The sequence below is a fragment of the Nocardiopsis sp. LOL_012 genome, from assembly GCF_048060475.1.
Classification (GTDB): domain Bacteria; phylum Actinomycetota; class Actinomycetes; order Streptosporangiales; family Streptosporangiaceae; genus Nocardiopsis.
Window position 1 is genome coordinate 18,925 of sequence record NZ_JBHMIV010000006.1, and the last position, 14,198, is coordinate 33,122.

Genomic DNA, 14,198 nt, shown 5'->3' on the forward strand with positions numbered 1-14,198 from the left:
CCGCCATGCCGACCACCGAACCCGGCACCACCCCCGCCCACACGTCCGACGTGGACGAGCGGCGGGCGCGCGCCACGGCGGAACAGGCCCGTGAGCGCGAGTGGACCCGGCCGAGCTTCGCCAAGGAGCTCTACCTGGGGCGGCTCCGCCTGGACCTGATCCACCCCCTCACCTCACCCGACGAGACCGTCGCGGCGGCCGGGGACGCCTTCCTCGCGCGGCTCCGTGAACTCTGCGGGCGGATCGACCCCCAGCGCATCGAACGCGACGAGCGCATCCCCGACGAGGTCGTCGACGGCCTGCGCGGGATCGGCGCGTTCGGCATGAAGATCCCCGTCGAGTACGGCGGCCTCGGTCTGGGCCAGCTCCACTACAACCGCGCCCTGACCATGATCGGATCGCTGTCCCCCGCGATCGGCGCCCTGCTCTCCGCACACCAGTCGATCGGTGTCCCCCAACCCGTCTCGATGTTCGGCACCGAGGAGCAGAAACGGGCCTTCCTCCCGCGCTGCGCCCGCGGCGACATCAGCGCCTTCCTGCTCACCGAACCGGACGTCGGCAGCGATCCGGCGCGTCTGCGCACCACCGCCACCCCCACCGACGACGGCGGCGGGTACGTCCTCGACGGGGTCAAACTGTGGACCACCAACGGTGTGGTCGCCGACCTCCTGATCGTCATGGCGCGTGTGCCCCGGCGGCCCGGACACCGGGGCGGCATCACGGCCTTCGTGGTCGAGGGCGGCTCACCCGGCATCACCGTGGAGCACCGCAACCGGTTCATGGGCCTGCGCGGCATAGAGAACGGCGTCACCCGGCTGCACGGGGTGCGCGTCCCGGCCGCCCACCGCGTCGGTGAGGAGGGCCAGGGGCTGCGGATCGCCCTGTCCACGCTCAACACCGGACGGCTGTCCCTGCCCGCCCTGTGCGTGGGCGCGGGCAAGTGGTCGACCCGGATCGCCCGCGAGTGGTCCCGCGAACGCGTCCAGTGGGGCCGCCCGGTGGGCCGGCACGAGGAGGTCGCCAAGAAGATCTCCTACATCGCCGCCACCACCTACGCCATGGAGGCGATGCTCGAACTCTCCTCCCGGCTCGCCGACGACGGGCACACCGACATCCGGATCGAGGCGGCGATCGCCAAGCTGTGGGCGTCCGAGCACGGCTGCGCCATCGCCGACGAACTCGTCCAGATCCGCGGCGGGCGCGGCTACGAGACCGCCGCGTCCCTGGCGGCGCGCGGCGAACGCGGGATCCCCGCCGAACAGCAGCTCCGCGACCTGCGGATCAACCGGATCTTCGAGGGCTCGACCGAGATCATGCACCTGTTCATCGCGCGCGAGGCGGTGGACGCGCACCTGTCGGTGGCGGGCGACCTCATCGACCCGGACACCGAGCGCGCGGACAAGGCGCGGGCCCTGGCCAGGGCGGGCGGGTTCTACGCCTCGTGGCTGCCCACCCTGCTCGTGGGCCGCGGACAGCGGCCGTCCGCGTTCGCCGGGTTCGGCCCGCTCGCTCCGCACCTGCGCTACGTCGAACGCGCGTCGCGGCGGCTCGCCCGCTCCACGTTCTACGGGATGTCGCGGTGGCAGGGCCGGATGGAGGCCAAGCAGGGCTTCCTCGGCCGGATCGTGGACATCGGCGCGGAGCTGTTCGCGATGAGCGCGGTGGTCGTGCGCGCCCGCCACGACGCCGACGCCCACCACGAGCGCGGTGACACCCCGCTGGAGCTGGCCGACGTGTTCTGCCGCCAGGCGCGGCTGCGCACGAACGCCCTCTTCGAGGGGCTGTGGTCCAACACCGACGAGGTGGACGGCAAGCTTTCCCGCCGCCTGATGGACGGCTCCTACACCTGGTTGGAGGAGGGGGTCCTCGACCCGTCGCTGCCGGGCCCGCTCATCGGCCCGGCCGAGCCCGGCCCGCCGTGGGTCTCGGACCGGCACCGGAGGATGGGCGGAGCGTCGTAGGCGGCGGTTAGCGTGGGCGGATGGCAGAACCCTCCCCGCGCCGCGACGCGCGGCTCTCCCTCGCCCAGGCGCGCCGGACGGCCCTGGCCGCCCAGGGCTTCGCCGACCCGCGCCCCGGCGGCAGGCCCACCCTCACCCACCTGGCACGGGTGGTGCGCAGGGTGGGCATGGTGCAGATCGACAGCGTGAACGTTCTCGCCCGCAGCCAGTACCTGCCGGTGTTCGCCCGGCTAGGCGGCTACGACACCGCCCTGCTGGACCGGGCCGTCACCACTCGCGCGGGCGGGAGCGCCGCCCGCCTGGTGGAGTGCTGGGCGCACGAGGCCAGCCTGGTGCCGCCCGCCACCCGGCAACTGATGCGCTTCCGGATGGAGCGCAACCGCGCCAGCACCGGCCGGGACTGGCGCAACGGCGCCCTGCGGGAGAGTCCGGAGCTGATCAGGGCGGTGCACGAGGAGGTGGCCCGGATCGGCCCGGCCACCGCCCGCGAGGTCGAGGCCGCGATGGCCCACGACGCCCCCCGCACCAAGGAGCACTGGGGCTGGAACTGGTCCGAGGTCAAGCAGTGCCTGGAGTACCTGTTCTGGGTGGGCGACGTCATGGCCGACGGGCGCAACGCCCAGTTCGAGCGCCGCTACGATCTCACCGAACGGGTGCTGCCGGAGGGGTTGCACGGGACCCCGGTGCCCGATCCGGAGGAGGCCCACCGGGAGCTGGTGACGATCGCGGCCCGAGCGCACGGGGTGGCGACCGAGCCTTGCCTACGGGACTACTTCCGGTTGGAGGCCGCGGCGTCCAAGCGCGCCGTGGCCGACCTGGTGGACGCCGGGGAGCTGGTCCCGGTGCGCGTCCAGGGCTGGGAGCGGACCGCCTACCTGCACTCCGGTGCGCGGATCCCGCGCCGGGTGGCGGCGCGCGCCCTGCTCAGCCCGTTCGACTCCCTGGTGTGGACGCGCGGCCGCGCCGAGGAGCTGTTCGGGTTCCGCTACCGGCTGGAGATCTACGTGCCCGCGGCCAAGCGGGTGCACGGCTACTACGTGCTGCCGTTCCTGCTGGGCGACCGGCTGGTGGCGCGGGTGGACCTCAAGGCGGACCGTGCCGCCGGGGTGCTGCTGGCGCGGCGGATCACGCTGGAGGAGGACGCCCCCGCCGAGACCGTGCCCGAACTGGTCGAGGAGCTGTCCGCGATGGCCGCCTGGCTGGGCCTGGAGAGGGGCGTGGGCGGCCCGGCGCTCGGTTAGCGGTGTCCACCCCCGGCCCCTGAGCGGGAGGAGAGCCCGGTCAGTTCGGCGAGACGCGCGGGGTCCGGCATGGCCACTGCCCTCACGCTCAGGGTCCGGCCGGTCCGCCTCCTCTGGTCATCTGCATGGTCCGGTCGGTGCACAGGCGGACGTCGCCTCTGCCGCGAAGGCGCTCGGTGAGCCGCCTGCCACGCGGGTGGGTTCTGCCCCGGCCCTGGGACACGGGGTCCGCCAGAGACGCCCCCGGCCCGCGGCCTCGCGGGTCCTCTCGAAGGCGGTCCCGTCCGGGCGTTCCCGCGGCTCTCCCGAGGTGTCGAGCAGACCCGCCCGGGAGAGCGCGTCCCGCAGTGCCTGCGACTCGTGCGTTGTTCGATCCACGGGAAAAGCCTACGCCCCGGAGTTCCCTCTGCGGGGGCGATCAGCGCATCCCGGAGGAGGTCCCACGCCACTCCATCCACCACGCATGAGCAGGCGATTTTGGTTTAAAACGGACTTATCTCACGGCGGGTCGCGGGTCTAGGCTGGAGAGGAGGCGAGAGGGAGCGGCACGCACACCCCGTGCGGTACCGTCCCCGTTCCGCCAAGGCGAGGGGGACGGCCATGACCCGGCTCAAGGCGGCGATGTCGGAAACCGCACTCGAAGCGCTGCGCTCCGGGCTGACCGGCCCCGTGCTCACCCCCGGAGACACCGGTTACGAGGACTCCCGATCCGTCTTCAACAGCATGATCGGCCTGCGCCCGGCCGCCATCGCCCAGTGCGCGAGCGTCGACGACGTGCGCCGCTGTGTCGCGTACGCGCGCGAGGAGGGGAGGGAGATCGCCGTGCGCGGCGGCGGGCACAGCGTCGCGGGCATGGGGCTCACCGACGGCGGCCTGGTCATCGACCTGTGCCGTATGCGCTCGGTGACGGTGGACCCCGAGGCCATGGAGGCCCGGGTCGGCGGGGGCGCCCTCATGCGCGACCTGGACGCGGCCACCGCGCCGTTCGGGCTGGCCACCACGGGCGGCCGGGTCTCGACCACCGGCGTGGCCGGGTTCGCGCTCGGCGGAGGGTCGGGGTGGCTGGAGCGCAAGTTCGGTCTGGCCTGCGACAACCTGCTCGAAGCGGACCTGGTGACCGCCGGGGGCGACCGCGTGCGCGCCTCGGCGGGAGAGAACCCGGAGCTGTTCTGGGCGCTGCACGGCGGCGGCGGCAACTTCGGTGTCGCCACCCGGCTGGTCTTCCGCCTCCACCCGCTGCCGAGCTTCTCGCTCGGGCTGCTCCTCTTCCGCCCCGACGACGGCCCCGCCGTGGTCCGCACGTACCGCGACCTGATGGAGCAGGCCCCGGACGAACTCGGTGGCGGCGTCATCTACCTGGTCCCGCAGCCGGAGCCGTTCGTCCCCGACGAGCTGGTCGGCACCCTGGTGTGCGCGGTCGTCCTGTCCTGTGCGGGCGGTGAGCGGATGCTCCGGGACCTGGCCGCTCCGCTCACCCGGATGGGTCCGGCGGCCGGGATGCTCACCGGGATGCCCTACGCGCAGGCGCAGCAGGCCCTGGACGACCCGCCCGGATACCGCAACTACTGGTCGGTGGAGAACATGGACTCGCTGCCGGACGAGTTCATCGAGCGCTTCTGCGCCCGTGCCCACGGGATGCCGATCCCCTCACCGACGCAGCACGTCCTCTTCCCGTTCGGCGGCGCGATGGACCGGCCAAAGACGGACTACCCCGTGCCGTGGCGGCACTCCGCGTGGGCGGTGCACCCGCTGGCGATGTGGGAGGACGCGGCCGGCGACCGGCGCGCCCGCGACTGGGTGCACGGCGTGCGCGAGGACACCGCCCCCTGGCGGACCGGCGACGTCTACCTCAACTTCGTCGGCGACGAGGACTCCGAGCGCGTCGTAGCCGGGCGCGGCCTGGACAACCACCGGCGCCTGACCGAGGTCAAGCGGGAGTTCGACCCGGACAACGTCTTCCACCGCAACCACAACATCCGGCCGGCACCCGCCGGGTGTCGGCCGCCGGAGCCCCGCCGGGGGGCGTGATCCGAAGGAGAACCGTCCGCGTGCGGCCATGCGGCCGCACGCGGAGCGGTAAGGGCCTCAGACCCGTTCGATGATGGTGGTGTTGGCCTGGCCGCCGCCCTCGCACATGGTCTGGAGGCCGTAGCGGCCGCCGGAGCGGTGCAGTTCATTGACCAGCTTGGTCATCAGGATGGTTCCGGTGGCGCCCAGCGGGTGGCCCAGGGCGATGGCGCCGCCGTTGGGGTTGACCTTGGCCGGGTCGGCGCCCAGTTCGTCGATCCAGGACATGGGGACGGGGGCGAAGGCCTCGTTGATCTCGGTGACGTCGATGTCGTCGATGCCCAGCCCGGCCTTGTCCAGCGCGATCCTCGTGGCGGGGATCGGGGCGGTGAGCATGTACACCGGGTCGTCGCCGACCAGGGACAACTGCACGATCCGGGCCAGCGGGGTCAGCCCGTGACGCTCCACCGCGGCCTCGGAGGCGAGCAGGACGGCGCCCGCGCCGACGGAGACCTGGCTGGCCACGGCGGCGGTCAGGTCCCAGCCCTCGCGCAGCGGCTTGAGGCCCGCCATCTTCTCCAGGGTGGTGTCGGCGCGCACGCCCTCGTCCATGGTGACACCGGCCAGCGGGGCGACCTGGTCGTCGAAGCGGCCCTCGACGACGGCCCTGGCCGCACGCTGGTGGCTCTCCAGCGCGAACCTCTCCATGTCCTCGCGCTTGTAGCCCCACTTCTCGGCCATGAGCTGGGCGCCGCGGAACTGGGAGATCTCCTGGGAGCCGTAGCGCTCGGCCCAGCCGTCGCCGAACAGGCTGAGGCCGTGGTCGAGGGCGAACTGGGCGTTGGCACCCATGGGGACCATGCCCATGTTCTCCACGCCGGAGGCCACGACGAGGTCCTGGGTTCCGGACATGACGCCCTGGGCGGCGAAGTGCACGGCCTGCTGGGAGGAGCCGCACTGGCGGTCGATGGTGACGCCGGGGACGGTCTCGGGCAGCCCGGCGGAGAGCCAGGCGGTGCGGGCGATGTCGAGGGCCTGCGGTCCCACCTGGGCGACACAGCCCATGATGACGTCCTCGACCGCGGACGGGTCCACCCCGGTACGGTTCACGAGCTCCTTGAGTACGTGGGCGCCCAGGTCGGCGGGGTGCACGGCGGCCAGCGCGCCCTTCCTGGTTCCGACGGGGGTGCGTACTGCGCCGACGATGTAGGCCTCGGCCACGGGGTCCTCCAAGCACTGGACGGCATCACTGAACCGAACTGTATTCGGTTTTGGCGCGCTGACAAGTGCCCTCCGCGCCGCCTTCGTGTTCCACCGGGTCAGCCGGCCCCGGAGGCTCCCCTCCCCAGGGCCGCGGCGTCCCCTTCGTCCCCCAGGGTGTCCGCGGTCATCCGCTCCAGGGCGGCCACCACCTCTGGGTGCTCCTGCGGCGCGTAGTCGGTCAGCAGGGAGCGCAGTGCCGTGCGCTGGGCGTCGAAGACGCTCCGCGCCGCCCGCACGCCGGCCGGTCCGAGCGCCCAGGCCTCCCCCTCGCCGACCAGGTAGCCCGCCTCCAAGAGCTCCGCGTGGACGGGCTTCCAGCGGTCGGCGGCGATCCCGGACATCCGCGCCAGCTCGTCGGGGCGCAGCGGCCCGGTGACCCCGAGATGGCTCAGCACCCAGCACGCGCGCGGGGAGACCTCCAGCCCGGCGGCCTCGCGCAGGCGCTCGTACATCTGCTCCGCGCCCTCCCTGCCGCATGCCCGGTAGACCTCGCGCTCCACGTGCGCGAGGGCGCTGCGGCCCCCGGAGACCACCGGGGGGACCGACTCGTCCAGGTCGGGGGCGTCGATGGTGGTGCGCAGCGGGATCTGTCTGAGGCACAGCGCGATGGCGAACCCGAGGACCCCGACGGGTACCGCGCACAGGAAGACGACGTCGATCGCGTCGGCGTAGGCCTGGAGGAAGGACGCCTGCGTCTGCGGGGCCAGCCGGTCGAGACCGCGCGGGTCGCTCTCCAGATCGGCGACGCTCACCCCGGCCGGGAGGTCGATCTGGCCGGCGCGCGTGGCGAGGTTGGCGGCCAACCGCCCGGCGAACACCGATCCGAAGACCGCGGTGCCGAACGCCCCTCCCACGGAGCGGAAGAACGTGACGGAGGAGGTGGCGACCCCCAGGTCGCGGTAGGCGGCGGCGTTCTGCGCGACGATGACCACCACCTGCATCACCAGGCCCAGCCCCACCCCGAGGGTGAGGAAGAACAGGCCCATGACCGGGTCGGGGGTGTCCGGGCCGAGGCTGGACATGAGGAGCAGCGCTGCCGTCACCAGCACCATCCCGGCGATGGGGAAGAGCTTGTAGTGCCCGGTGCGGGTGATCAGGTGCCCGCTCCCGAGCGAGGTGAGGAAGAGGCCCAGCACCATCGGCAGCAGGTACAGCCCGGAGGCCGTGGGCGACAGGCCGTGCACCACCTGGAGGAACATGGGGATGAAGGCCAGCGACCCCAGCATGGCGAAGCCGGTGCAGAAACCGAGGGCCATCGACGCGGCGATGATCCGGTTGGTGAACAGGCCGAGCGGCATGACGGGGTCGTCCGCGCGGCGAGCGGTCCACCACCAGCCCGCGCCCAGGACCAGGGCGGCCGCTCCCAGGCCGATGACCTCCGGTGAGGACCAGGGGTAGACGCTGCCGCCCCAGGAGGCCACGAGGGTCACGCACACCGCGGTCGCCGCGAGGAGGACGATCCCGGCGTAGTCGACGCGCTGCCTGCTCCCGGGCCGGACACGGGGCAGGACCAGCAGGACGGCCAGGAACGCCACCAGGCCGATCGGCAGGTTGACGTAGAAGACCCAGCGCCAGGAGAGGTGGTCGACGAAGAACCCGCCCAGCAGCGGGCCCGCCACGCTGGCCACGCCGAAGACCGCGCCGAACCAGCCCTGGTAGCGGCCGCGCTCGCGTGGGGAGACGACGTCGCCGATGATCGCCGACGCCAGCACCATGAGCCCGCCGCCGCCGATGCCCTGGAGCCCCCGGAACAGGATCAACTGGAGCATGCTCTGGGCGGTTCCGCACAGGGCGGACCCGGCGAGGAAGACCGCGATGCAGACGAGGAAGAGGTTCTTGCGGCCGAACTGGTCGCCGAGCTTGCCCCAGAGCGGGGTGCTGGCGGTGACGGCGAGCAGGTAGGCGGTGATCACCCAGGACAGGTGGTTGAGGCCGCCGAGGCCGGACACGATCGTCGGCAGCGCCGTGGAGACGATCGTCTGGTCCAGGGCCGCGAGGAGGACCGTGAGCATGAGCGCGACCATGATCACCGCGATACGGCTCCCGTCGTGCTCCCGGCGCCGACGGCGGCCTCCTCGGATCCCGCCGTGCCCCGCCTCGTCTCGGGCCATGCTCTCCCCCTCGGCTCGGGTGCGCCTCCACCCTAGGAACCGGATGTTCACTGACTTGTCGTGAATCACCAGGATGAACAGGGATTTTGCCCGTGCTTGTCGCCCCGCCTTCTCAACCGAACGTGATTCGGTTAGCGTGTGGGCATCAGGTGATCCCTTTCGCATCCGGAGCAGCGCATGAAGCGGGAAGCATTCGGCCCCGAGCACGACCTCTTCCGCGAGAGCGTGGCCGCGTTCCTCGCCCGCGAGGTCGCCCCCTTCCACGAGGGGTGGGAGCGGGAGGGGATCGTCCCCCGCGAGGTGTGGACGAGGGCCGGCGAGGTCGGCCTGCTCGGCCACGGCGTCCCGGAGGAGTACGGGGGCACGGGGACCGACGACTACCGCTACAACCAGATCGTCAACGAGGAGATCACGGCGGCCCGCGCCAGCGGGCTCGGCATCACCCTCCAGAACGACGTCATGGCGCCCTACATGGTGGGCCTCACCAGCGACGACCAGAAGAGGCGGTGGCTGCCGGGCTTCGCATCCGGCGAACTCATCACCGCCATCGCCATGACCGAGCCCGGGACCGGGAGCGACCTCCAGGGCATCACGACCTCCGCCGTGCGCGAGGGCGACGAGTACGTCCTCAACGGGCAGAAGACCTTCATCACCAACGGCGTCAACGCCGACCTGGTGATCGTGGTCTGCCGGACCGCCCCCGGGGCGGGCGCCCAGGGCTTCTCACTCATCGCCGTGGAGCGGGGCACACCCGGGTTCGAGCGCGGCCGCAACCTCGACAAGATCGGCATGAAGGCGCAGGACACCGCCGAACTGTTCTTCTCCGACGCCCGCGTTCCCGTGGGCAACCTCATCGGCCGGGAAGGGCAGGGTTTCATCCACCTGATGGAGAACCTGCCCCAGGAGCGGCTGTCGATCGCCACGTGCGCGGTCGCGGGCGCCGCGGGGATGCTCCGGCACACCGTCGAGTACTGCAAGGAGCGCACCGCCTTCGGACGACCGATCGGACGTTTCCAGAACTCACGTTTCGTCCTGGCCGAGATAGCCACCGAGGTGGACCTGGGACAGGTGTACGTGGACCGTGCGGTCGCACTGCTCAACCGGGGTGAACTCACCGTCGAGGACGCCGCCATGGCCAAGTGGTGGACCACCGAGATGTGCAACCGGGTCATGGACCGGTGCCTCCAGCTTCACGGCGGGTACGGGTACATGATGGAATACCCCGTGGCGAGGGCATGGCAGGACGCCCGTGTCCAGACGATCTTCGGCGGCACCACCGAGATCATGAAGGAGATCGTGGGACGCGGACTGGGACTGTAGGCTCCGCCGCGTTCGAGTGGCGGACGGGCACCCGGCTCGGACGCCGGACGGAGATCTGAAGAGCCACAGAGGAGACGGCCATGAGCGGCGCGTGGGACGGCCTCATCGTCATGGGGCTGCTGATCGTCCTGCTCGTGATCGGCGTCCGCAAGCTCCGGCCGAAGGTCCACATCCCCTGGACCACCAGCGGGATCGTGGTGTTCTTCATCTTCGTGTGCCTGCTGCTGTGGGCGTGGTCCTGGCGCTGAGCGGGGCGGCCCCTCCTCAGCCGAGCTCCTCGGCGCCGTCCTCGTCCTCACCGCCGTACATCGGCATCTCGAACCAGACCGCCTTGCCGTCCGGCGTGGGGCGCGACCCCCACCGGGCGGCGAGCTGCTCGACCAGGTAGAGGCCGCGGCCGCCCTCGTCGTCGGCGGCGGCACTGCGGATACGGGGCAACCGCAGGTCGTGGTCGAACACCTCCACCCACACGGCGCAGGCGCCGCGCCGCAGCCGCAGGAGGAACTCCTTCTCCGCCGGGTCCTCGGCCGCGTCGGAGGAGGCGACCTCCTCCAGCAGGTCCGTCCAGTCCTCGTCGAACTCGCCGCCGCCCGTGTCGAAGGGCACCTCGGAGTCCAGGACCCCTCCGCCGGTGAACTCGCGGTGCACCGGGTGCGGGGTGGCGTGGATGACGACGTTGGTGACGATCTCCGAGACCAGCAGGCAGGCCAGTTCCGCCTGGTCCCGGTCCATCCCCCACTCCTTGAAGGTGCTGGCCGCCAGGTGGCGCGCCTCGCCCACCGTGGAGGCCTCGGATCTGAACCAGCCCTCTCGCAGCGCCAGTTCGTCGGAGTGCGTGCGCACCACCAGGAGCGCGGTGTCGTCGTCGGCGTCGCCGGGCACACTGTCCAGGGCGGCTTCGGCGATCTGCCGCACGTCCTTGTCCGCGACCTCGGTGACGCCCTCCACCAGGCGCGCCAACGCGCCGACGGTGTCGGGTGCGGCCCCGGGCAGGTGCCGCTCCACCAGGCCGTCGGTGTACATCACCAGGGTGGCGCCGATGGGCAGCGTCAGGTCCGCCTGGTGGTAGACGATGTCCTCGCCGGCTCCGCCGCGGGCGCGCACGCCCAGCATGCGGTCGGTGACCTCCAGTTCGAGGGCCTCCACCGAGTCGGAGGTGACCAGCAGCGGTGGGGCGTGCCCGGCGTTGGCGTAGGACAGTTCCCGGGACCAGGCGTCGTAGACCATGTACAGGCAGCTCACACTGGGGATCCAGGTGCCGCCGCCGTCGTCGTCGGGCTTGCCGAGCTGGCGGACCCACTCGTCGAGTTCCCGGAGGATGTCGGCGGGCTCCCGGTCCGCCTGGGCGAAGGCGCGCAGGGCGGCGCGCAGTTGCCCCATGACCGCCGCCGCGTGCGGGCCCCGGCCCTCGACATCGCCGATGACCAGGCCCACCCGCCCCGCCGAGAGCGGGATGGCGTCGTAGAAGTCGCCGCCGACCTGGGTCTGCACCCCGTAGCCGTGGGCGGACAACGGGCCCGCGGGGAGGTAGTCGTGCGCGATCGTGAGCCCGTCCAGGGGTGGGAAACCGCTCGGCAGCAGGCTCTTCTGGAAGACCAGGGCGGTGGCACGCTCCTCCTCGAACAGCCGGGCGTTGTCGATGGCCAGCGCGACCCGGGAGGCGATGGCGCCCACCAGGTCCCGGTCGAACCCGCCGTAGGTGCTCTTCTGGCGCGGGGAGAGTCCCGACAGGGACAGGGTGAGCACGCCCAGCACCTCACCGCGGGCCCGCAGGGGCGCCGCGATCGCGGAGGTGACCCCGACCTGGCGGGAGACGGTGTCGGCCCGGCCCCCGTAGACGCCGTCGAGGAGGTGGTCGCCGCTGACGACGGTCTCCTGGCGCCGCAGTGCCTGGGTGACGAAGTGGCGTTCGGGGTAGCGGACCTCGTCGCCGACGCCGTACCAGGTGTGTTCCGGGGGTGTCCACCCCTCAGCGTGGACGGACACCTTCCGGATGAGGCGCTCGTGGTCGTAGAGGTCGATGAAGCAGTGGTCGGCGAACTGCGGGACGAGGATGCCGGCCACGCCCTTGACCGTGGAGTCGAACCCCAGGGAGCTGGCCAGGCGAGAGCCGATCCGCTCCAGCAGGCCGTACTGCTCCTCCACCCGGCCGCTGCGCAGCGCTTCGCGCGCGATCAGGGTGATGCCGTCGATCTCGCCGTTCTCGTCGTGCATGGGGACCGCTTGGGCGCGGACGTGGATCCAGGTGGAGTCGCCCTTGAGGACGGCGAACGTGCCCTCCCACGGCTCACCGCGCAGGACCCTGCGCGCCAACTGGGAGGCGTGTTCGCGGTCGGACTCGTGGATGCCGATGTCGAGGAGGGAGAGGCCGACGTAGTCGCGGCCGTCGACGAAACCGAAGAGTTCGCGCGCGAAGGGGTTCCAGTACCGGAGCAGGCTGAACCTGTCGATGACGACGATGGCGATCTGGGCCCGGTCCACCACAGCGGCCGAGGCCAGGGTCCCGCTCTCCCGGAAGGGCTCGCCCCACCGTGTCATCTAGCCGCCACCTCGCCGTCATGAGCTGCGCACATGCCCGCTCCCGGTCACCCGAAACGACCGCACCTTGAAGCGAGCGTAGCAATACCGTCAATGCCCCCGCAGCGCGTTGTGGCGATCCCGATGTGCCACCGCGCGCAAGGGCTTCACGGTTTGGCGACGAAGATGTGCCCGGAGACGTCCGCCGACAGATCGGTGGTACCGGCCTCGCCTCCCGTGACACGGACCCCGCCGTCCAGGGACCGCACCACCACGTCCTGCTCCGGTTGTACCCCGGATCTGCGCAGGGCGAGCATGGTATCGGCGTCCGACTGCAGGACTTCGCTGATGCGCCGGACGGTGACCGTGATGTCCGCAGGTCCGACGGCGTCCGCCATCGGGACGATCGACTCGTCGGTGAACGGCTCGGTCACGTAGTCCTTCAGGCCCAGCTCCTCCAGCCCGGGGATGGGGTTGCCGTGCGGGCACACCGAGGGGCTGTTGAGCAGGCCCACGAGCCGCTCCTCCACCGCTTCGGAGATCACGTGTTCCCATCGGCAGGCCTCGATGTGGACGTCCTCCCAGGGGAGCCCGATGACGTCGACGAGCAGCCGCTCGGCCAGGCGGTGCTTGCGCATGACGTGCGTGGCCAGCCTGCGGCCCTCGTCCGTCATGACCAGGTGCCGGTCGTTCTCGACGCGCAGCAGGCCGTCGCGCTCCATGCGGGCCACGGTCTGGCTCACGGTGGGACCGCTCTGGTGCAGGCGCTCGGCGATCCGGGCGCGCAGCGGGACGATCCCCTCCTCCTCGAGTTCGAAGACCGTCCGGAGGTACATCTCCGTCGTGTCGATCAGCCCGTGTGCTGTCAACTCTCCCCTCCCAAGGCTCTGTGACCGGCGCGCGGGTTACGCCGGGCACGGCGGGTCTCTCACAACACAGGCCGGGGGCACGTGATTCCCAGGGGCCGAGTGGGGACCGGGACGTCCGCAGGACCGCGGGAGCGACCACCGATTACCGTCAGCATATCGCGACGGAACCGGCCCCGTTTTCCCCAGAGTCTCACTATGTGGATACTTCTTCGATCCGTGTCGGCTCTCACGGGGCCAGGCGTTCGGCGCGCCACTCCCCCGCCGCGCCGCGGGTGTAGGCGAACCGGTCGTGCATGCGGTCGGCCCCGCCCTGCCAGAACTCCACCTCCTCCGGCACCAGGCGGTACCCGCCCCAGTAGGACGGGCGGGGCACCTCCCGACCGTCGGCCCACACGTCGTCGAACTCGCGGTAGAGGCGGTCCAGCTCGGCGCGGTCGGCCACCGGCTGCGACTGGCACTCACTCGCCCACGCACCGATCCGGGAACCGCGCGGCCGCGTCGCGAAGTAGCGGTCGTTCTCCTCGTCGGAGAGGCGCACCACCCGCCCGGCCACCATCACCTGGCGGCGCACGGAGTGCCAGGGGAAGACGGCGCAGGCTCGCGGATCGGCGTCCAGTGCCCGGCCCTTGCGCGAGGCGTAGTTGGTGAAGAAGCGTAGTCCGCCGCGGTCGTAGCCCTTCATCAGTACCGTGCGGGCCCTCGGCATGCCCGTGGGCTCGACCGAGGCCAGCACCATGGCGTTGGGTTCGACGACCCCGCGGGCACAGGCCTCCTCGAACCACAGGTGGAACTGGGCCATGGGGTGGTCGGCCAGCCCGGATCGCCGCAAAGGCTCTCCCATGTACGGTTTCCGCAGTTCGGCAGGGTCGTGGTGGTGCACAGACGGCATACTCTCGCGCCGCGCGGCCC

10 protein-coding genes are annotated in these 14,198 nt (G+C 71.7%); 5 read left to right on the forward strand and 5 right to left on the reverse strand.

Translation table 11 applies throughout. The annotated features are described in order from the left end of the window. Positions 1 to 5: 5 nt before the first annotated feature. The 3 genes from ACFHWE_RS05425 (at position 6) to ACFHWE_RS05435 (ending at position 5,230) form a co-directional block, all read left to right on the forward strand. Entirely contained in the window at positions 6 to 1,961 is a 1,956-nt protein-coding gene (locus tag ACFHWE_RS05425; RefSeq protein WP_416599491.1) for an acyl-CoA dehydrogenase family protein, read from the forward strand. Positions 1,962 to 1,981: 20 nt separating this feature from the next. Then, positions 1,982 to 3,202, forward strand: coding sequence for a winged helix-turn-helix domain-containing protein (locus ACFHWE_RS05430; RefSeq protein WP_416599492.1), 1,221 nt, complete (start codon positions 1,982 to 1,984; stop codon positions 3,200 to 3,202). A gap of 600 nt (positions 3,203 to 3,802) precedes the next feature. Beyond that, positions 3,803 to 5,230, forward strand: a complete 1,428-nt coding sequence (locus tag ACFHWE_RS05435) for an FAD-binding oxidoreductase (protein WP_416599493.1) — start codon at positions 3,803 to 3,805, stop codon at positions 5,228 to 5,230. 57 nt (positions 5,231 to 5,287) lie between these two features. Here the strand turns inward: ACFHWE_RS05435 and ACFHWE_RS05440 are convergent, their stop codons facing one another. Both ACFHWE_RS05440 and ACFHWE_RS05445 read right to left on the reverse strand, forming a co-directional pair. Then, positions 5,288 to 6,430: an acetyl-CoA C-acetyltransferase gene (locus ACFHWE_RS05440; protein WP_416599494.1), complete on the reverse strand. Its 1,143-nt coding sequence runs from the start codon at positions 6,428 to 6,430 to the stop codon at positions 5,288 to 5,290. Positions 6,431 to 6,528: 98 nt separating this feature from the next. Beyond that, the gene (locus ACFHWE_RS05445) at positions 6,529 to 8,583 is read right to left on the reverse strand and encodes an MDR family MFS transporter (protein WP_416599495.1); all 2,055 of its coding nucleotides are present in this window, start codon (positions 8,581 to 8,583) and stop codon (positions 6,529 to 6,531) included. 177 nt (positions 8,584 to 8,760) lie between these two features. Between ACFHWE_RS05445 and ACFHWE_RS05450 the strand changes: the two genes are divergently transcribed. Both ACFHWE_RS05450 and ACFHWE_RS05455 read left to right on the forward strand, forming a co-directional pair. After that, positions 8,761 to 9,903, forward strand: coding sequence for an acyl-CoA dehydrogenase family protein (locus ACFHWE_RS05450; protein WP_416599496.1), 1,143 nt, complete (start codon positions 8,761 to 8,763; stop codon positions 9,901 to 9,903). An 80-nt stretch (positions 9,904 to 9,983) separates the two neighbouring features. Beyond that, complete coding sequence (locus ACFHWE_RS05455; protein WP_028650045.1) at positions 9,984 to 10,151, forward strand: hypothetical protein; 168 nt, start codon at positions 9,984 to 9,986, stop codon at positions 10,149 to 10,151. A gap of 16 nt (positions 10,152 to 10,167) precedes the next feature. Here ACFHWE_RS05455 and ACFHWE_RS05460 read toward each other — a convergent pair whose 3' ends face one another. The 3 genes from ACFHWE_RS05460 to pdxH form a co-directional block, all read right to left on the reverse strand. Beyond that, positions 10,168 to 12,441, reverse strand: coding sequence for a SpoIIE family protein phosphatase (locus ACFHWE_RS05460; protein ID WP_416599497.1), 2,274 nt, complete (start codon positions 12,439 to 12,441; stop codon positions 10,168 to 10,170). A gap of 146 nt (positions 12,442 to 12,587) precedes the next feature. Next, positions 12,588 to 13,289, reverse strand: coding sequence for an iron dependent repressor, metal binding and dimerization domain protein (locus ACFHWE_RS05465; RefSeq protein ID WP_416599498.1), 702 nt, complete (start codon positions 13,287 to 13,289; stop codon positions 12,588 to 12,590). Positions 13,290 to 13,515: 226 nt separating this feature from the next. Beyond that, positions 13,516 to 14,169, reverse strand: a complete 654-nt coding sequence (gene pdxH / locus ACFHWE_RS05470; protein ID WP_416599499.1) for a pyridoxamine 5'-phosphate oxidase — start codon at positions 14,167 to 14,169, stop codon at positions 13,516 to 13,518. Positions 14,170 to 14,198 lie beyond the last annotated feature (29 nt).

Bases quoted from the DNA above. Each gene is read 5' to 3' on its own strand.
- ACFHWE_RS05425 (WP_416599491.1), top strand. From the start codon at position 6: ATGCCGACCACCGAACCCGGCACCACCCCCGCCCACACGTCCGACGTG.
- ACFHWE_RS05430 (WP_416599492.1), top strand. From the start codon at position 1,982: ATGGCAGAACCCTCCCCGCGCCGCGACGCGCGGCTCTCCCTCGCCCAG.
- ACFHWE_RS05435 (WP_416599493.1), top strand. From the start codon at position 3,803: ATGACCCGGCTCAAGGCGGCGATGTCGGAAACCGCACTCGAAGCGCTG.
- ACFHWE_RS05445 (WP_416599495.1), bottom strand. From the start codon at position 8,583: ATGGCCCGAGACGAGGCGGGGCACGGCGGGATCCGAGGAGGCCGCCGT.
- ACFHWE_RS05450 (WP_416599496.1), top strand. From the start codon at position 8,761: ATGAAGCGGGAAGCATTCGGCCCCGAGCACGACCTCTTCCGCGAGAGC.
- ACFHWE_RS05455 (WP_028650045.1), top strand. From the start codon at position 9,984: ATGAGCGGCGCGTGGGACGGCCTCATCGTCATGGGGCTGCTGATCGTC.
- ACFHWE_RS05460 (WP_416599497.1), bottom strand. From the start codon at position 12,441: ATGACACGGTGGGGCGAGCCCTTCCGGGAGAGCGGGACCCTGGCCTCG.